This window comes from Streptomyces telluris, assembly GCF_024519335.1.
GTDB lineage: Bacteria > Actinomycetota > Actinomycetes > Streptomycetales > Streptomycetaceae > Streptomyces > Streptomyces telluris.
In genome coordinates, this window is sequence record NZ_JANIID010000035.1 from 51521 (window position 1) to 69974 (window position 18454).

14 protein-coding genes are annotated in these 18454 nt (G+C 73.1%); 9 read left to right on the plus strand and 5 right to left on the minus strand.

The window, feature by feature from the left end:
* The first annotated feature begins 839 nt into the window (after positions 1–839).
* From NQU55_RS29655 to NQU55_RS29680, 6 genes are all read left to right on the plus strand, one after another.
* Positions 840–1625, plus strand: coding sequence for a nucleoside/nucleotide kinase family protein (locus tag NQU55_RS29655; RefSeq protein WP_206329232.1), 786 nt, complete (start codon positions 840–842; stop codon positions 1623–1625).
* Positions 1622–2458, plus strand: a complete 837-nt coding sequence (locus tag NQU55_RS29660; RefSeq protein ID WP_168092473.1) for an amino acid kinase family protein — start codon at positions 1622–1624, stop codon at positions 2456–2458. Before NQU55_RS29655 ends, NQU55_RS29660 begins: the two co-directional genes overlap by 4 nt.
* 88 nt (positions 2459–2546) lie before the next feature.
* The gene (gene phzG / locus NQU55_RS29665; protein ID WP_168092474.1) at positions 2547–3191 is read left to right on the plus strand and encodes a phenazine biosynthesis FMN-dependent oxidase PhzG; all 645 of its coding nucleotides are present in this window, start codon (positions 2547–2549) and stop codon (positions 3189–3191) included.
* Between the two features lie 127 nt (positions 3192–3318).
* Positions 3319–3639, plus strand: a complete 321-nt coding sequence (locus tag NQU55_RS29670) for an NIPSNAP family protein (RefSeq protein WP_168092475.1) — start codon at positions 3319–3321, stop codon at positions 3637–3639.
* A 64-nt stretch (positions 3640–3703) separates the two neighbouring features.
* A complete protein-coding gene (locus NQU55_RS29675; RefSeq protein WP_168092476.1) occupies positions 3704–4984 on the plus strand; it encodes a cation:proton antiporter in 1281 nt (426 codons plus the stop codon).
* 182 nt (positions 4985–5166) lie between these two features.
* Positions 5167–5775: a ribonuclease FAU-1 family protein gene (locus NQU55_RS29680; RefSeq protein WP_168092477.1), complete on the plus strand. Its 609-nt coding sequence runs from the start codon at positions 5167–5169 to the stop codon at positions 5773–5775.
* Positions 5776–5871: 96 nt separating this feature from the next.
* Here the strand turns inward: NQU55_RS29680 and NQU55_RS29685 are convergent, their stop codons facing one another.
* The 5 genes from NQU55_RS29685 to NQU55_RS29705 all read right to left on the minus strand — a co-directional run bounded on the left by NQU55_RS29685 (position 5872) and on the right by NQU55_RS29705 (position 14585).
* Positions 5872–8961 (minus strand): non-ribosomal peptide synthetase, encoded by a 3090-nt coding sequence (locus NQU55_RS29685; RefSeq protein WP_168092478.1) that lies wholly within the window; start codon positions 8959–8961, stop codon positions 5872–5874.
* A 73-nt stretch (positions 8962–9034) separates the two neighbouring features.
* Positions 9035–10303, minus strand: coding sequence for an MFS transporter (locus tag NQU55_RS29690; RefSeq protein ID WP_168092479.1), 1269 nt, complete (start codon positions 10301–10303; stop codon positions 9035–9037).
* Between the two features lie 5 nt (positions 10304–10308).
* A complete protein-coding gene (locus NQU55_RS29695) occupies positions 10309–11169 on the minus strand; it encodes an isocitrate lyase/phosphoenolpyruvate mutase family protein (protein WP_168092480.1) in 861 nt (286 codons plus the stop codon).
* A 30-nt stretch (positions 11170–11199) separates the two neighbouring features.
* On the minus strand, positions 11200–13437 hold the full coding sequence (locus tag NQU55_RS29700) for an FAD/NAD(P)-binding protein (protein WP_256791498.1): 2238 nt from the start codon (positions 13435–13437) through the stop codon (positions 11200–11202).
* Complete coding sequence (locus tag NQU55_RS29705; protein ID WP_168092481.1) at positions 13434–14585, minus strand: 2-aminoethylphosphonate aminotransferase; 1152 nt, start codon at positions 14583–14585, stop codon at positions 13434–13436. The genes NQU55_RS29700 and NQU55_RS29705 overlap by 4 nt, the downstream gene beginning before the upstream one ends.
* Positions 14586–15279: 694 nt before the next feature.
* Here NQU55_RS29705 and NQU55_RS29710 point away from each other — a divergent pair.
* From NQU55_RS29710 to argC, 3 genes are read left to right on the plus strand one after another with little or no spacing between them, the layout of a single operon-like run.
* Entirely contained in the window at positions 15280–16251 is a 972-nt protein-coding gene (locus NQU55_RS29710) for an NAD(P)-dependent oxidoreductase (RefSeq protein ID WP_168092482.1), read from the plus strand.
* Positions 16251–17309 carry a zinc-dependent alcohol dehydrogenase gene (locus tag NQU55_RS29715; RefSeq protein WP_168092483.1) on the plus strand — a complete coding sequence of 353 codons (1059 nt, stop codon included), beginning with the start codon at positions 16251–16253 and terminating at the stop codon, positions 17307–17309. The genes NQU55_RS29710 and NQU55_RS29715 overlap by 1 nt, the downstream gene beginning before the upstream one ends.
* Positions 17306–18397 (plus strand): N-acetyl-gamma-glutamyl-phosphate reductase, encoded by a 1092-nt coding sequence (gene argC / locus NQU55_RS29720; RefSeq protein WP_256791499.1) that lies wholly within the window; start codon positions 17306–17308, stop codon positions 18395–18397. The genes NQU55_RS29715 and argC overlap by 4 nt, the downstream gene beginning before the upstream one ends.
* Positions 18398–18454: the final 57 nt, after the last annotated feature.

Below are 18454 nucleotides of genomic sequence, written 5' to 3' on the forward strand. Positions count from 1 at the left end.
CTCGCCGGGCCGGACCGGACAGCGCCGGTCAATTCCGGGGAGTACCGGTCCGTTCCGGGGAGTACCGGTCCGACCGGGCCGGTACGAAGAACTTGCCTCAGCGAGAGGATCACGTCAAGAGACGATGATCACGATCGGCCGGGCGACCGGCAACTCCGGGAACCATACATGGGGTTCGGCCGGGGGCACGACTCCCGGAAATTCCGGGGACCAACAAGTTTCATACGGCATTTGCATAAGTGGAAAAGGGGGCGCGCGAGAGGCTGCCCAACGCTCGGACCGCCCCTGGCGGCCACCGCCGGCTCTTGATCATCACGGACTGCTGACCTAGGGTTACTGATCTACCGATAAGCCCGGGACCACGACGAACGAGGGGGAGAACTTCGACGTGTCCGCGCCCAATCGCCGGAACTGAACCCCGCACCACCACTGGTGACCGGAACGCTTCTCACCGCAGGACACCGCCCGCCACCCGCGGGCGCGGGGCATCGCACGGCCTCCCGTCCTTCCGGTGACCGCTCAACCGGTCCCGCAGTCACCGCTTTTCCTCACCGGCCCCTTGTCCGGGGCACATCGTCGTCACACGCTGCCGCAGCGCGACCCGCATCCGTGGAGCACCACGGGAGAGCCCGCATGGCCCGGGCGCACGAGCAGCGCTCCGCCCTCCGGCGCGTCCGGTCGGCGGCACGTCCCGGCCGGACACCGTCGTCCGGGCCGGCGCGACGACCCCTGCCCTCCGGGGATGCATTGCGGCACCGCCCTGCGTGCACCCCACCCGCACCGTTCACAGGCTTTCCTTCTCCTGATGAAGCCTCAGTAAGACGTAATTCACAGGGCTGTTGACGCACACGCGCGACGGACGCATCAGCCGTGCCCACGGTGCGGCGGCGGCCGGCTGCCCGCGCAGCTACCAGGAGCACTACATGATCTTCACTCTCGTCGGCGCCGACGGAGCCGGGAAATCCACCGTCTCGCGGACGGTCACCGAGCGCCTGCGGGCCTCGGGCCTGCCCGTCGACCGCGTCGACCGGTGGGACATCGTCGACAACCCCGCCTACCCCGCGGCCCGTTTCATGCGCCCCGACGTCCCCGACGCACGGCAGTGCGTCGCCGAGATGCCCGAGGGCCCGCGCTTCCTCTTCCTCATGTGGTCCATCGGCATGGCGCTGGAGGGCCGTGTCCCGGTCCCCGGTGACGCCGGCGGGCCCACCCCCGCCGACCGCGTGACCCTGCTCGACGGCTACTGGATGAAGCACGCCGCGAGCGAGATCGTCTACGGCCTCGACCGGACGTGGGTGGAGGCCGTCGTGGCCGGGCTCCCGCCCGCCGGGACCGTGGCCTACCTCCGGGCGGACCCCGAAGCCGCCTGGGAGCGCAAGGCGGGCCGGGACGTCCTGCCTTACGAGTGCGGCATGGACCCGTCCTGCTCCCGGGAGAGCTTCCTCGCCCACCAGCGAAGTGTGCTCACCCTCCTCGACACCTGGGCCGACCGCTTCGGATGGCTCACGCTCGACGCGTCCGCGCCCCTCGAAGACGTCACCGCCCGCGTCTCCTCGCTCGTCCTCGACACCACCGGCGGCACCCTCTCGGGCTCCCCCGCCACGCCCGGGACGGTGGCCCGGTGACGCCCGCCGCGCAGGAGCTCTCCCCGGGCGAACCGCGCACCGTCGTGATCAAGGTGGGCGGGAGCCTCGTCTCCGACAAACGCAGCGACGACCACATCGACCACGACGCCCTGCGCGACTACGCGGCCCTCGTCGCCGCCCTCGCCACGGCCCGCCCGGGCCGCGTCGTCTTCGTCGCCGGCGGCGGGGCCCTCGGGCACGGCGCCGTGCGGACCACGGACGCACCGGGCCCCCACGCGCTCCTGCCGCTCACGCAGGCCACGTTCCGCGTCAAGTGGGCCTGGGCGCAGGCTCTGTGCGCGGCCGGCGTCAGGGCGATGCCCCTGCAGGTCGCCGCCATGGCCCGCGAGGACGCCGGCGGCGTCCGCACCCAGACGGCCGTCCCGGCCCAGCTGCTCCGCTCCGGCGTCCTCCCCGTGCTCTCCGGCGACTGCATCGTCACCGCCGACGGATCGCTGCGCATCATGGGCAGCGACGAGGTACCGGGCGTCATGGTCGCCGAAGACTTCGCCCCGGTGCGGGTCGTGACGCTCACCGACGTGCCGGGCATCCTCACCGGCACCGGCCACGACAGCCCGGTGCTGCGCCACGTGGACCCCGACGAGGCCGACCCGGCCGGCGCGTTCTTCTGGCCGACCGCCTCCTGGGACACCAGCGACGCGATGCGCGGCAAGGTGCAGGCGCTCGCCGGACACGCCCGCCGCGGCGCGGAATGCGTCATTACGCAAGGAGATCGCCGGGCCCGTAGCCTGATGCACCTGTTCAGCCCGATGGAGTGCTGGCCGGATGACGTGCCGCACACCCTCATATCCCGCGTTCCCGCGGCGATCTGAGGCGAGCGGAGCTCCGGTCCCGGGATGACGGCCCGTCATGAGGCCACCCCACGCGGTGCTGCCGACCACCCGAAGGAGAACGACGAAGATGAGCGAGAACGTGCAGACCCTCAGCGGGGACTCCTCCCTGCACCTGCGTGAGTTCGACGCCCCGCCCGCCGACCCCATGGCCCTGCTGCGCGCATGGCTGGACGAGGCCCTGCGCCGCGAGGTGCGGGAGCCCTTCGCCGCGGTGCTGGCCACCGCCGACGAGGAGGGCCGGCCGTCGACGCGGGTCCTGCTGGTGAAGGACCTCGACGACCGCGGCCTGGTCTTCACCAGCTTCAAGGGCAGCCGCAAGGGCCGGGACCTCGCGGCCCGCCCGGCGGCGTCCATGACGTTCTACTGGCGCGAGACGCTCCAGCAGATCACCCTGTCCGGAACGGTCGAGGAACTCACCGCCGAGGAGTCCGACGATCTGTTCGCGCGGCGCCCGCTCGCCGCGCAGGCGACCACCGCCGTGTCGCGGCAGAGCCGCCCGCTCGACGACGAGGCGGAGCTGCGCGCCCGCGCCCGGGCGCTCGTGGAGTCCGGCGGCCCCGTGCCGCGGCCCGCCGAGTGGACCGGCTACCGGCTCGTCCCGGAGACCGTCGAGTTCTGGTACGGCAGCCCCGACCGCCTGCACCGCCGTCTCGCCTACGAGCGCCCGGGCCGGCAGGCGCAGACCTGGACGCACCGGCGCCTGCAGCCCTGACCGGGCCGGGGGCGGCGGCGTCCGCGGGATCCGCCGCCCCTCCCCCGCGGCCGGCCTCCGCCGGCCGCCACCCCGCCGACGGGGACGCCTCCGCGCGTCCCCGTCCCCACATCCCCCAGGGAGCACCGTGTTCTACGAGATCCGCCGCTACCAGACCCGGCCCGGCCGCCGCGACGCGTGGGTGCGGTACATGGAAGAGGTCAACATTCCGTTCCAGCAGTCCCTGGGCATGGACATCACCGCCTCGTTCACCGACGAGGAGGACCCCGACGGGTACGTGTGGATACGGCGCTTCGCGAGCGAGGAGCAGCGCCGGGAGCTGTACGCCGCGGTGTACGACAGCGACCGCTGGCAGCACGAGATGCGTCCTGTCGTCGAGCAACTGCTGCTCATGGACCGCACCGTGGTGACCCGCGTCCGGCCCACCCCGGCCTCCGGCCTGCGCTGACTCCGGCCCGCGCGCCTGCGCGCCCACCCTCCTGCCCGCCGACCCGCACCATGGAGACGTCTCCGTGTCTGGCACCACCCTCACCGCCTTCTTCCTCCTCGTCGCGGCCGCGATGGGAACGGCCAGGTTCCTCGGGGCCGTGGCCCGCCGGCTGGGACAGCCCCCGCTCGTCGGAGAGATCGTCGCCGGCCTGCTCGCCAGCCCCACCCTGCTGGCGCCCCTGGGCACCGGCCCCCTCATACCCGCCGGGGTCCGCCCCCCGCTGACCGCCCTCGCCGACGTGGGTCTGGCCGCCCTCATGTTCGTCATCGGCTACGAGCTGGACGCCTCCTCCCTGCGCGGGCGGCAGAAGTCCGTGCTCGGCCTGACCGCCGGCTCCATCCTGCTGCCGCTCGCCGGGGGCGCCGCCCTGGCCGTCCCGCTGGCCGGCAGCTATGCGGCCGGCGACCGGACGGTCTTCGTGGTCTTCGTGGGCGTCGCCCTCTCGATCACGGCCTTCCCCGTCCTCGCGCGCATCCTCGCCGACCGCGGGCTCACCTCGAAGCCGCTCGGCACGCTCACCCTGGCGTCGGCGTCCATCGGCGACCTGATCGCCTGGCTGTGCCTGGCCGCCGTGGCCGCCTGGGCGGGCTCGTCGGGCCAGTGGCGCATCGTCCTGCTCCCCGGCTACCTGCTGCTGCTCCAGTTCGCCGTCCGGCCCCTGCTGGCCGCGGCGGCCCGCCGGGCCGCCCGCCGCAACCTGTCCGGCGCGCACCTCCTGCCCGTGTTCCTCGTGGGCCTCATGTGCTCCTGCGCGGCCACCGAATGGCTCGGCGTCCACTTCGTCTTCGGAGCCTTCGCCCTGGGCGCGGTGGCGCCGCGCAAGGGGCCCGGCGGGCTCCTCACCCAGGTCGAACAGGGCATGGGCCAGGTCGGCAACCTGCTGCTGCCGCTCTACTTCTTCCTCGCCGGGACCGCCGTCGACCTCTCCGGCTTCGGCACGGGCGACGTGCTGGCCCTGGCCGCGGTCGTGGGCACGGCGGTGGTCACCAAGATGGCCGGTGCGTACGCCGGTGCGCGCTGCTCCGGGCTGCCCCACGGCACGGCGTTCCCCGCGGCCGTGCTGATGAACACCCGCGGGCTCACGGAGATCGTCATCGCGGCGGCCGCCCTCGACCTGCACATCATCGACCGGGACTTCTACTCCATCATGGTGGTCATGGCCCTGGTCACGACGGCCATGACGGGGCCGCTGCTCACCCTGCTCGGCGTGCCGGCGCGCACCGGCGCGGAGGACGCCGCGGCCCCCGCGCGGCCGCCGGCGGGCACGGCCGGAAGGCCGGGGCTCGTGCTCGACAAGAGCTGAGACCTGCGTGCGGGGGCGGCACCGGCCCGATCGGGGCCGCCCCCGCACGAGTGCGGCCCCGGGAGGCTCCCGGGGCCGCACGGGGCGTGCACCCGCCCCGGAGCGTGCCGCCCGGCCCTGCCCGGCGGGGTGGCCGCGCGTGCACCACGACCGTCACGACGTACAAAGGACAGACCAGTTCCATGAGCCGTTTGTTCAACCCCGGTGAAGTCATCGTCCGGCGAGAGATCCTCGACGGGCGCGAGTGGATCGTCTACCCCGTCCAGGTGGCCGCGGACGACGGCGTCACCCTGGCCGCGTACCTGCACCGCGGGACCCGGCTCACGTTCGGCGGCGGCGACTTCCGCTGGGGCGTCCACCCGTGGGCGGCCTTCGACCCCCACTGGCAGTCGGACGGCGTGCTGCAGCTGCAGCGCGCCGGTGACGCCTACTCCGTCTGGGCCCGCTGGTCGGACGGGGAGTTCGAGGGCTGGTACGTCAACTTCCAGGAGCCGCTGCGGCGTACCGGACGGGGCTTCGACACCCTCGACCAGGAACTGGACCTCTGGATACCCGGGGACGGCTCCCCGTACCGCTGGAAGGACGTCGACGAGTTCGAGGAGCGCGAGCGCAGTGGCGGGTTCACGGCGCAGGAGGCCGCGGGCGTGCGGGCGGCGGCCCGGGAGGTCGAGGCGCTGATCGCGTCCGGCGACTGCTGGTGGGAGGCGTGGCGGGACTGGACGCCGCCCGTGGAATGGACCGTGCCGGCCCCCGTGGCCCTGGAGGGCGCGGAGGCCGGCACGGCGGCCTAGGAATCCGCGGATTCCGTGCTGTTGCTGATGGCATGGCGACGGCCCCCGGGGAGTGTCCCGGGGGCCGTCGCCATGCCGGGGTGCGGCCCGGCGGACTCAGCGGGAGGCGGGCACGACGGCCTCCGTGAGGCGGGCGATCGCGTCGGCGCAGGCGTCGGCGAGGGCCTCCGCGGTGCCGGGCGCGAAGGCGGGAGCGGCGATCCGCCAGTCGAAGGCGACCTTCCCGTCCTCGAGGGTGACGCGCAGCTCGATGGGCCGGAACGGTTCCTTCAGCGGCGATTTGGGGCAACCCTGGCGCGTGGTGACGGGGGTGAAGGAGTCCATGGGCGGCAGGTCCTTCAGGCCGCGCCCCAGGTAGTGCAGGAAGACCTGGGGGCGGGGCAGCGCGGCCATCCGTGCGCGGACCTCCGGGTCGGGGCTGCTGTGGCGCAGGGGCCCCCAGGTCTCCTCGAAGGAGCGCAGCCGGTGGATCTGCGCGCGCAGGGAGGCGAGCCGGCCGAGGGGTCCGGCGCCGGGCGTGGCGGTCAGGACGTGCGGGACGACCTCGGCGAGCCAGCCCACCGTGGAGCTGGGGTCGCCCGCGGTGCCGCGTGGCCAGCGGCCGTGGCGGAAGAGGTCGATGGCGACGGTGGGGCTGCTGCCGCGGGCCGCGAGCCCTTCGGCGATGCCGGCGAGGATCAGTTCCTCGGTGGTGACGGGCGCGTGACGGGCCACGGACAGGACCCGTTCGGCCAGGTCCGGGTCCAGGGAGAGGTCGGTGCGGCGGAGATCGGCCTGGACGAGTCCCGTGACCGGTCCCGTGGTGGGCACCTCGCCGATCTCGGACCAGGGCAGTGCGAGCCACTCCCGCTCCGCCTGCCGGGCGGCCGCGGTCCGGGAGAACGCGGTCAGCTCGGCGGAGTGCCGCAGGGCGGACACCGGCGGCCGGTCGAGGGCGTCCGGTCCGTGGGTGTAGAGCCGGTCCAGGTCCTGGGTGATGATCTGCATGCTCAACCCGTCCACGACCAAGTGGTGGAAGGCGAGCAGCAGTACGTCGCGGGGGCCGCCGCGGAACAGAGCCGCCAGGGAGACGGGCCCCTCGGCGAGGTCCACGCGCGCGTAGAGGCCGTCCAGGGCCTCTACGAACCCCTCGTCCTCCGGGCCGAGGTCGAAGTCGAGGAGCGGGAACGTGGTGTGCACGGTGCGCACGGTGTCGCCGTCGAAGCGGGACATCAGGCCGGGGTGACGGCGGGCCAGGGCGTCCAGGGCCCTCTGGAGCCGGTCCCGGTCGACGCGCTCCGCGGCCTCCAGGGTGAGCGGCTCGACGAAGTGCGCCCGGTGGGGCAGGTCGATCGCGAGGAACCAGCCCTGGGAGGGGAGGATCCGCACCTCCTCCGGCTCGTCCGGCGCGGCCTCCTCCGGGGCGGCCGCGGCCAGGTGCCCGGCGAGCGCGGCGACGGTCGGCCGTTCGGTGAGGTCGCGCACGGTCAGGGCGAGGCCCGCCGACCGCGCGCGGGTGACGATCCGCAGGGCCGAGAGGCTGTCACCGCCCATGTCGAAGAAGGCATCGGTGTCGCGGAGGTCGCTGCGACCGAGCACGTCGCCGAAGACCTCGCGGAGCAGCGCGGCGGTGCCGGAGGCCGCGGACGCGGGGGCGGGCGCGGGGGCGGGCGCGGGCTCGTGGGCGCCCGGCAGGGGCCGTTCGCGCAGGGCGGCGCGGTCCACCTTGCCGTGGGGGCTGCGGGGCAGGGCGTCGGCGGGGAGCAGGTGGTGGGGCACTTCATGGGCGGGCAGCCGCCGGCGCAGGCTCTCGCGCAGCGCCTGCACGTCGGCGTCTCCGCCTGCGCCTGTGCCTGTGCCTGCGCCTGTGCCTGTGCCTGCGCCTCCGGTGAAGACGACGTGGGCGGCGAGGACCGGGGAGTCGGCGGGGCCGGCGAGGACGACCGCGGCCTCGTGGACGCCCGGCTCGGCGCGGATCGCCTCCTCGATGCCGCCGAGTTCGACGCGGAACCCGCGGATCTTCACCTGGTCGTCGATGCGGCCGAGGTAGTCGACGCGGCCGTCGGGGCGGATCCGGACGAGGTCGCCGGTGCGGTAGCAGGGGGTGTCCGGGGCGCCGGGCAGGGGGGCGAAGCGCTCGCGCGTGAGGTCCGGGCGCCGGTGGTAGCCGAGGGCCACGCCGATGCCCTGGACGCAGAGTTCGCCGGCCTCGCCGGGGCCCGCGGGCCGGTCGCCGTCGAGGACGGTGAGCGTGGTGCCACGGGCGGGGCGGCCGATGGTGATGTCGTCCGGGTCGACCTTCTCGCAGGTGGCGTAGATGGTGGTCTCGGTGGGCCCGTAGATGTTCCACAGGGTGCAGTCGGCGGTGAGAGCGCGCGCCGTGGCGGGCGGCAGGACCTCGCCGCCGGCGATCAGAGTCATGCCGGGGCGGGGCCGCCAGCCGGCGCCGAGCATCGCCCCGAACATCGAGGGGGTGCCCATCAGGAAGGTGACGCCACGCTCCTTGATCCACTGGGTGAGCAGCTCGGGGTCGCGGGCCACGGTGCGCGGCGGCAGGTGGAGCGTTCCGCCGGCGGTGAGCGGCAGGAACATCTCCAGGACGGCGAAGTCGAAGGCGACGGAGGCGATGGCGAGGACGGAGTCCGCGGGGCCGAATCCGAAGCTGTCGGCGGCGTGCCCGAGGAGGTTGGTGACGCTGCGGTGGGCCAGCACGGCGCCCTTGGGGCGGCCCGTGGAACCCGAGGTGTAGATGACGTAGGCGGCTGCGCCGGGGGTGCTCTCCGGACGCTCGAAGGGCCCCTGGACGCCGGCACCGGCGTCCGCGTCGGCGGGGATCACGGGCGCTCCCCAGGCGGTGGCCGTGGCGGGGTCGTCACTGACGACCGCCGCCGGTCCGGCGTCCTCGGCCACGAAGCGCAGCCGGTCCGCGGGGTACTCGGGGTCGAGCGGCACGTAGACCGCCCCGCTGCGCAGCACGGCGAGCGCGGCGGCGACGAGGTCGCACCGGCGGCCGACGTGCACGGCGACCCGGTCCCCCGGCCGCACGTGGGGGGCGAGGGCCGCGGCGAGGGCGTCGGCGCGGTCGGACAGCTGCCGGTAGGTCCAGGAGCGTTCCTCGTCGCTGACGGCGACGGCGTCGGGGGTGGCGGCGACGTGCCGGTCCACGAGTTCGTGCACCGGCGGGAGCGCACTGCGGGAGGAATCCATCCACGTGTTCTTTCTTCAGGGGGTGTGGCACTTCAAGTGGTTACGGGGGTACGGGGGTACGGGCGTACGGGGTTCAGGCGGGCGGGGCGTCCTCGCGGGCGGCGGCGCTCAGGGTCACCAGACGGCCGCCGAGCAGGCCCAGGACGGCGAAGCAACCGCCGAGCACCAGCCAGCCCGTGGCTCCGTGCCCGATGACCAGCCAGGTCAGCAGGGCGGGTCCGACGGCCTGCCGCAGTCCCTTGCGGAACGCGAAGACGCCCTGGTACTCGGCCTGCCGGCCGGGGGGCGGCAGGTCGTAGGAGAGCTGGAGGGCACTGGCCACCTGGCACAGTTCACCGACGGCGAGGACCAGTGCCGAGACCACCAGGGCGGTCACGGGCAGCGCGACGCCGGGAACGGCGGAGAGCGCGGCCGCGCAGCAGGAGACGCCGAGGAGGATCCCTCCGCGCACCTGCATCGCGCCCGCGCTCGCCAGGGTGTCGATGCGCCGGCCGACCCGTACCTGGGTGGCGATGATGACGACGGTGTTGAGGACGAGCAGGACGGCGTTGAGCCAGGCCGGGGCCCGGGTGGACGTGACGATCCACAGGGGCACGATGACGGTGACGACGACCTGGTGCACCTCCAGGGCGCCGTTCACCAGGGTCAGCAGCAGGAAGCGCACGTCGGTGAAGGCCCGTCCCGAACGCCGGGATCCGGGCTGTGCCGGGGGCGGCACGTCCTCCTGCGGAGGGCGCAGCCGCAGCGTCAGCAGGGCGCAGCACACGTGCGCGCAGGCGTTGCCGAGGAAGACGCCGAGGAACGCCTCGCGGGTGCCCGCGAGGAGGGCCAGGGTGGCGAGGCCGGAGCCCGCGATGAAGCCGATGTTGAGCACGCTGCGCATCTGTGCGCGCAGCAGGCTCGCCCTGGTGCCCCGGGACAGTGCGTGGACCAGAGTGGCGCGCAGCGGCTCCGCGGCGCCCTCGCCGATGGAGATGCCGCAGGCCAGCAGGAGAAAGCCGAGGTAGGAGCCGACGGTGCCGTAGAGGACGAAGAGCACCGCGGTGGCGGCGTAGGTGAGGGCGAGCGGCACACGGGTGCCGAACCGGCCGGCAGCGGCGCCCGCCAGGGTGCTGGCGAGCGCGCCGCAGACGCCGGCGAGGCTCAGGCCGGTGCCGACCTGCCCGCTGCTCAGGCCGGCGACGCCCGTGAGGAACAGGGCGCTGGAGCTGAGGAAGGCGCCCAGGCCCACGGACTGGACGAGGGTGAGCAGGGCGAGCTGCCGGCCGGGCCCCGGGCCGGGGATCTGTTCCCCGGCCCAGGTGCGCACGCCGCCGTACAGGCTCTGCGCGGAGAGCGTCACGCGGCTCAGGCCTCCAGCTTCTGCCAGGCCGCGAGCTGCTGCAGTTCGAAGATGTCGCTGACCGGGGCGATGGTGCCCTCCAGCTCCACGGAGCTGCCGGTCTCGTAGATGGTGCGGTAGGCGTCCCGCAGGGAAGTGATCGTCGCGCGCAGCCCCTGGTTGGCGTAGATGACGGTCGAGACGCCGGCGCGCTCGACCTCGTCGACGTGCCAGTCGGGGTACGTGGTGGGGACGACGACCACGGGGCGCCGGTTCTCCCAGCCGCGGAGGAACTCCTCGATCTGCTCCCGGCTCTTCAGCTTGGAGTGGATGAGCACGGCGTCGGCGCCGGCGTCCGCGTAGGCGTGGCAGCGGCGCAGTGCCTCGTCCACGCCGAGGCCGCTGATGAGGGCCTCGGTGCGGGCGATGACGAAGAAGTCGTCGGTGCTCTGGACGCTCTTGGCGGTGCGGATCTTGGCGGCGAAGGCCTCGGTGTCCAGGAGGGTGTGGTCGTGCGCGGCGAAGCTGTTCATCTTCGGGAACAGCTTGTCCTCCATGGCCACTGCGGTGATGCCGGCGGCCTCGTACTCGAGCACCATGTGGGCCACGTTGAGGTTGCCGCCGTAGCCGGTGTCGCAGTCGGCGACGACGGGGATGTGCAGCGCCTTCTGCATGTTGGCGGCGCTCTCCAGGTACTCCGTCATCGTGAGGACGCTGGCGTCGGGCAGGCAGCGGGCGGCGGAGACCTCCAGGCTGGAGGCCCACACGGCGTCGAATCCGGCGTTCTGGGCGAGGACGGCGCCGATGGCGTCGTGGGCGCCCGCGACGCGGACGATGCTGCCGCGCTCGACGAGGCTGCGGAAGGAGGGGCTTTGGGTCCGAAGCATGGTGATTCCTAGGGTTGTGCAGGCGCGGGGTCAGGCGGACGGGGCGGCCGTCCCGGCGGGCCGGGCGGCGGCCGAGCGCTCCAGGACGTGCTCCCAGAAGGGCGCGAGCCAGGTGAGGATGTCCTGCATGACGTGGTGGTCCTGCTGCGGGCGGAGGGCTCCCAGCTGGAAGAACATGACGCCTTCGCTGGGCGGGCCGAGGAAGGTGAGGCGGCGGTCGGCCGTCCCGTCGGCGGCGAGCGGGTGGAAGGCCGCGTCGAGGTCGAGGCCGCCCGGCTCGAACGGCGGCTCGGTGCCGTCGCCCGGGTTGCTCCACTTGCGGACGAGGCCGCGGCGCAGCAGGTTCGGGTAGAGCGGGGCGGTGTCCGCGGCGGGGTCGAAGGCGTGCACCTTCGCCTCGACGAGGACGTCGAAGGAGCGTTCCGCGCCGGTGTGCGGGCCGGTGACGTGCCACTGGTCGCCCTCCCCGCGGACGCGGGCGTCGGGTCCGGCGTCGATGTCGACGAGGCCGCACCGGATCAGGGCGAGCATCTTCTCCATGACCTCGAGCGCGGCGCCGTTGGCGAGGCGGTTGTGGTGCCGCATGAAGACGTCGAGGAAGGCGCGGTGCGACGAGGGGGTCAGGCCGCCGAAGTCGACGGCGTGGCCGAGCACCGGGCGCAGGTCGCGCCAGACGCCGTCGGCCGCGGCCTTGGCCGGGTTGGTGAGGTTGTCCTGGGCGGCCTGGAGGTGGTCCTTCTCCATGAAGGCGACCATGGCGGCGCGGTAGGCCTCGGGGGACGTCCACTCGGTGGCCGGGATCGGGCGGATGCTCTCGTGCCAGGAGAAGCGGTGGTCCGCGACGCGCTTGGCGTGCCGCCAGGGCGAGGACTCGCCGGCGACGGCCGCGGCGAGCTCGGCGGGGGCGGCGGCGAGGGCGGTCATGCGCTCGGCCTGCTCCGGCCCGAACACCACGGTGAGGAAGCGGTACAGGGCTCCGGTGACGGACCAGGGCAGGTCCTCGGCGGGGGCGTCCGCGGTCCCGGAGAGCAGCCCGTCGAGGACGGTCTCCATCGCGGTCACCGCGGTGCGCAGGGGGGCCACGAGGATCTCCGTGGCCTCCTCGGTGCCGAGCCCGGCGCTCTCCCCGTCGAGGAAGGACGCGTAGGCCGCCTCGCTGACGCGGGCCAGTTCGTCGGCGACGTCGGCGCCGAGCAGCGTCTTGTAGTAGAGGTGGTGCATCTCCAGGACGACGAGCGGGAACACGTGGCGCTCGAAGTCGAGCTGGCGCTGCTCGCGGGTGCCGACGGTCACCGGGACGCCCACGGTCTTGCGCAGCCGGTCGACGGCGTCCTCGGTGAGGAAGCGGCCGCGGTGCTCGTACGTGGCGAGGTCCACCTCCTTGGCGTTGTAGGGGCGGGCGAAGGTGAACAGGCCCGAGCCGCTGAAGCACACGATGGAGCGCGGTTCGCGCCCGGACGGCACGTAGTCGAGTCCTCCGCCGTCGGCCGGGACGAACTGCCCGCCGCGGCCCTCCGTCAGGTAGAGGATGACGTCGAACGTGGTGAGGCCCATGCCCACGCAGCCGACGGTCTCCTCGGGCGCCACGTCGTCCTCGGACAGGTGGCGTTCGAGGGGGTAGGCGCTGGGGATGAACCGGGCGGCGCTGCGCTCCGCGAAGTCCTGCCAGGGACGCTGGCGCGGGGTGCGGGCGGGGTCGTTGGTGGAGTGGCCGGTGACCATCAGGACGTGGTCGACGTCCAGGGGCTCGGCGCCGTCGCTCACCAGCCGCAGGTGGGTGCCCTCGTCCACGACGTCGGTGACCTCGGCCCGCCGCAGGTGCACGGTCACGCCGGGGTGGGCCTCCAGCATGTTCCGGTAGCGGGTGAAGAGGTCCTTCAGGGCGAGGCCGTGGACGTAGCGCTTGGGCCAGTCCTCGGCGGCGAGGTCGAAGGCCGGGTCGCCGGTCTCCTCGAACTTGCGCCGGCACCACTCCAGCAGGGTGGGCCGCTCGGCGGGGGCCAGGAGGGGGCCGGCGCCGGTCACGGTCTCGTCGGCGGCGAAGGCGACCTGGCCGACGATGCGGTTGAGGAAGCTGACGCTGGGCTGCTCGGCGCTGTGCACCTCGCCGTCGCCGAACCGGCCGGTGCGGTCGAAGACGTGGATGTCGAGGGCGAGGGGGCCGTCGTGGGCGGACACCATCGCGGCGAGCCGCTCCATGGTGTAGGTGCAGCTGGGGCCGCCGCCGACGAAGGCGAGGCGCAGGGGGGCCGGGGAGGCGGTGGTCACGCGGCCACCCCCGCCGCGCCGAGCTTGCCGAGCACGCGGTCGAGCGCGGCCAGGAAGACGTCGGGCACGTCGGTGGCGAGCTGGCCCATGTTGGCGACGCGGAAGACGTTGCCGACCTGTTCCTGCACGCCGTAGATGACGAAACCCTCGTCCTTCAGGAGGTCGTGCAGGTCGGCGTAGCGGACGCCGTCGGGTACGTGGACGTTGGTGACGCTGGTGCTCATCTGTTCCTCCGGGAGGAGGAACCTGAGGCCGCGCTCGGCGAAGCCGGCCCGCAGGCGCCGGGCGAAGTCGGTGTAGCGCGCGATGCGTTCGCCGACGCCTTCGGCGAGCATGAGGTCCAGGGCCTCCTCGAAGGCGTACATCACCTGGACGGCGGGGGTGAACAGCGGGGCGCCGACCTTGTCCTGGGCGACGTAGTGGCCGTGCAGGTCGAGGTAGAACGTCCGGGAGGGGACGTCGGCGAGGGCCTCCAGGCGGTCCCGGCGGGCGCATACGAAGCTGACGCCCGGCAGGCCCTCCAGACACTTGTTGGCCGTGCCCACGAGCCAGTCGACGTGGTCGGCGGCCATGTCGAACTCCTCGGCGCCGACGCTGCTGATGCCGTCGACGAGGAGGGAGCGGCCGTGGCGGGCCACGACCTCGCCGATCTCCCGGAGCGGGTTGAGCATGCCGGTGCTGGTCTCGTGGTGCACCATGCCGACGTGGGTGATCTGCGGGTCGGCGGCGAGGACGGCGTCGACCGCGGCCGGGTCCATGGGGTTCATCCAGCCGAACTCCAGGTGGTGTTCGGGGATCCCGTGGACGGTGACGATGCGGTGGATCCGCTCGCCGTAGTTGCCGTTGTCCAGGACGAGGATCTTGCCGTCGCGCGGGACGACGGAGGAGACGGCCGCCTCCAGGGCGGCGGTGCCGGAGCCGGCCAGCAGCACGCTGGTGTGGTTCTCGTCGCCGCCGCAGACCGCGGTGGCCTTGGCACGGGTGCGCCGCATCAGGGCGGCGGCCTCGGGCTCGCGGTGGCACACGTCGGGGTACGTCATGGCGGCGCGGACGCGCTCGTGCACATTGACGGGACCGGGATTGAGCAGGACGGCGGCCGGAGGCGGACAGGCGGATTCCTGCCCGTTGACGGGCGTGGTGGCTTCCATGAATTCTCCTAAAGGAAAAGCAAAATGTTTTCCGGGACGTTCGGAGGAAATACCGGGACCGTTCGGTTGTGGACGTGAAGCGGGCGTCGGCCGGACGCGAAGAGGCGTCGGATTCGCCGGTCGTGACGGGCAGGCGACGTCGGCGTCACAGCAGGCCCGGACCATGGCGGCGGACGGGTCGCACCCCGTCCCCTCGGCTCTCACCGGAGACTATGCGTCCAAGATCGCAAGCGTCAAGGAAGTGAATTCCCCATGCACTTATCGCCAACTCGACCAGGCCTATTGCCACATGTGCCCATGTATGTCCACATTGAAGGCCGAAGGAACGCGCCTTGATCGCAGCAGCAGGTCACGCCTAGGCTCCCCTCCGTGAGCACCCCGGACGGTGGGGTGCACCGCTCCCGCCCGACGCCTCCCCCCGCCCGGACCCGCCCGTACGCCGGCCCTCCGGCCCACCCGTACACCTCCGCGAATCCCTCGCGGACCGCATCTCCGTGGCTCATGCAACCAACACCGTTGACGGATTCCGATCCCATTTGATCTACTCGGCGAAGGGGTGGAGCTACCCGGGATAACACGTCCCGGGCAGGGGGGTTGGTCAGGGATCGGTAAGAACTTCCGGCCGGTGCGGGAATCCCGTGTCAAAGGGACCGCGGCCGTGAATACGCCAGCGCACGAAGGAAGATCTCTGCACGTGATATCACCATCCCCGACGGCCCCCGAAGCGGTGCGCGTCGTCGTGCTCGACCCCGTCGACCGGGGCGCCCTGGAGCGGCTGTCCGCGGCCCACGACGTCCAACTCGCCTACGGCACACCGCAAGAGGACGTCGCGGACCGCGTCCGCGACGCCCGGATCATCATCGTGCGCAGCGGAGTGAAGCTCACCGCCGAAGTCATCGAGGCCGCCCCCGGGCTGCGCGGAATCGTCCGCGCCGGCGCCGGGACGGACAACATCGACCTCGGCGCGGCCCGCCGGGCCGGCGTCACGGTGTGCAACGTGCCGGGCGGCTCCGCCAACGCCGTCGCCGAACTCGCCCTCGGCCTCTGCCTCGCCGCCGCCCGCAACATCGCCCTCGCCGACCGCCAGATACGCCGCGACGAGTGGCGCAAACCCGCTCTCGCGGGCGTCGAGCTCGCCGGCAAGAACCTGGGCGTCGTGGGGTTCGGGCACATCGGCAGCCGCATCGCCGGGATCGGCAAGGCCCTGGGCATGTCCGTGCTCGTCTCCGTCGGCCGCCCCGACGAGGAGCGGCGGGCCGAACTCGCCGCCGAGGGCTACCGGATGGCCGGCCTGCCGGAGCTGCTGGGCACCGCGGACTTCCTCTGCCTGGCCGTCCCCCTGAACGACCGCACCCGTCACCTCATCGGACCCGACGAGCTGCGCGCCATGCGGCCGGGCGCGTTCCTGGTCAACGTCTCCCGCGGTGGCGTCGTCGACGAGGAGGCCCTGTACACCGCCCTCTCCGAAGGCGTCATCTCCGGTGCCGGCGTGGACGTCCACGCGGCCGAGGGCGTCCGCTCGCCGCTCGCCGGCCTGGACAACGTCGTACTCACCCCCCACATCGGCGCCATGTCCGCCGATGCCCAGCGCCGGATCGGCGAGCGCGTCACCGATGCCGTCGAGGCGATGCTCTCCGGCGCCCCCGTCATGAACAGGATGTGTTAATGGGGCCTGTTGTCCACCCCACGATGAACGCGGCGGTCCTCACCGCCGACCGCACCATGGAGCACCGGCAGGTGCCCGTGCCCGAACCGGGCCCCGGTGAACTCCTCGTCCGCGTGGCCGTGTCGGGGATCTGCGGCTCCGACCTGTCCGCCTACCGCGGGCTGCACCCCTACAAGAAGGCGCCGGTCGTCCTCGGCCACGAGTTCTGCGGCAAGGTCGTCGGCACCGGTCCCGGCGTGACCCGTTTCGCCGTCGGCGACCTCGTCTGCTCGTCCGCGTACGCCTCGTGCGACGCCTGCCCGCCGTGCCGCACCGGGGCGACCCACTTGTGCCGCCACCGCACCAACCTCAGTCATCTCGGCTGGGAGGGATCCTTCGCCGACTTCGTGCTGCTGCGCGAGAACATGACGTACCGGCTGCCCGCCGGGCTCGGCCACGAGGCCGGAGCCATGGTGGAGCCCCTGTCCATCGGCCTGCACGCCATGCGCCTGGCCGACCCCTCCGGCGGCCCGGTCGTCACCGTCCTGGGCACCGGCACGATCGGCCTGGCGTGCGTCGTCGCCGCCCGGCGCCTGGGCTTCGGGCCCGTGCACTGCGCCGACCTCGGCCCCGCCAAGGGGGAGCTCGCCCGCTCCGTCGGCGCCGAGGGATACGTGGACGTCGCCCAGGAGGAACTCCGCTCCGGCGCCGCCGCGTTGGCACCCGCCGGGTCCGACGTCACGGTGATCGCCTCCGGCCACCCCGGTGCCGTCGCCGACGCGGCAGCCGTCACCCGGCCCGGCGGCCAGGTGATCGTCGTCAGCTACTTCGGCGGGCCGCAGGACGTCGACTGGAACGCCCTCGTCTCGGCCGAACTCACCGTGCGGTTCTCCGCCCTGTCGACGGCCGCCGACTTCGAAGAGGTGATCGGCTGGCTGGGCCGCGGAGAGATCGACCCGGTGCCGCTGGTCACCCACCGTTTCCCCCTGCGGGACGCCGCGACCGCCCTGCGCCTCATGGACCGGGCGGACGGCACCGTGGGCAAGATTCTGCTGCAGGTCAACCGGGAGAGTGGATGAACACCCAGAAGAACCAGGACCTGACCGTCGGCGTCATCGGCGGCACCGGCTACGCGGGCGGCGAACTCTGCCGGCTGCTCCTGGGCCACCCGAACGTGGCACGGATCCTGCCGACCTCCCGCGAGGAGAAGGACTTCGAGGAGATCCACCCGAACCTCCTGGGCTCCGGGCTCTCCTTCCTGACCACCGACCGGCTCGCGGAGCGGGCGGAGGAGCTGGACGTCGTCTTCTTCTCCACGCCCACCGGCGAGGCCATGCGCACGGCCCGGCACTACCTCGACCGCGGCGCCCGCGTGATCGACCTCAGCGCCGACTTCCGCTTCGCGGACCCCGCGGCCTACGAGCGGGCCCACGGCCCCCGCCACGAATCCCCCGACCTGCTGCGCGAGGCCGTGTACGGCGTCACGGAGCTGTACCGCGAGCACATCGCGAAGGCCCGCCTGGTGGCCAACCCCGGCTGCTACGCGATCACCGCGATCCTCGGCCTCACGCCGCTGCTGCAGGGCCCCGCCACCGGCCGGCGCGTCTCCGTCCACGCGGTCAACGGCACCACCGGCGCCGGCGTCACTCCCAAGCGCGCCCTCATGCACGCCGAGGTCGCCGGGTCCATGCTCGCCTACAGCCTCGGCGGGCACCGGCACGGGCCCGAGCTGGAGGAGGTCCTCGGCGGCCTCTCCGGCCGCCCCGTGGAGGTCGACCTCAACACGACGCACGGCGACTTCGCCCGCGGCATCCACCTGCAGGCCAACGTGGACGTGCCCGCGGGCACCACCCGGGACGACCTCGTCGCGCTGTACCAGGAGTTCTACGGCGCGGGCGCAGCCGGCGAGTACTTCGTCCGTGTCAACGCCCGCTCCCCGCGCGGCGGTCTGAACGTCAAGGACTACTCCCTCTACCCCTCGATCGCCGCGGTGAACGGCTCCAACTTCTGTCACCTGGGCCTGGACGTCGACACCGAGCGCAACATCGCCAAGGTCGTCGCGGTCACGGACAACCTCGTCAAGGGCGCGGCGGGGTCCGCGATCCAGAACATGAACGTCATGCTGGGCATCGACGAGACCACCGGGCTCCGCCACCATGCGCTCTGAGCCCACGAGCCCACCCGCCGTTCCCTCCGTTCCTTTCGTTCCCTCCGTTCCCTCCGT

Coding starts and splice junctions, on each gene's coding strand:
- phzG (WP_168092474.1), top strand. CDS start 2,547: ATGAGCGAGAACGTGCAGACCCTCAGCGGGGACTCCTCCCTGCACCTG.
- NQU55_RS29680 (WP_168092477.1), top strand. CDS start 5,167: ATGAGCCGTTTGTTCAACCCCGGTGAAGTCATCGTCCGGCGAGAGATC.
- NQU55_RS29685 (WP_168092478.1), bottom strand. CDS start 8,961: ATGGATTCCTCCCGCAGTGCGCTCCCGCCGGTGCACGAACTCGTGGAC.
- NQU55_RS29695 (WP_168092480.1), bottom strand. CDS start 11,169: ATGCTTCGGACCCAAAGCCCCTCCTTCCGCAGCCTCGTCGAGCGCGGC.
- NQU55_RS29705 (WP_168092481.1), bottom strand. CDS start 14,585: ATGGAAGCCACCACGCCCGTCAACGGGCAGGAATCCGCCTGTCCGCCT.
- NQU55_RS29715 (WP_168092483.1), top strand. CDS start 16,251: ATGGGGCCTGTTGTCCACCCCACGATGAACGCGGCGGTCCTCACCGCC.
- argC (WP_256791499.1), top strand. CDS start 17,306: ATGAACACCCAGAAGAACCAGGACCTGACCGTCGGCGTCATCGGCGGC.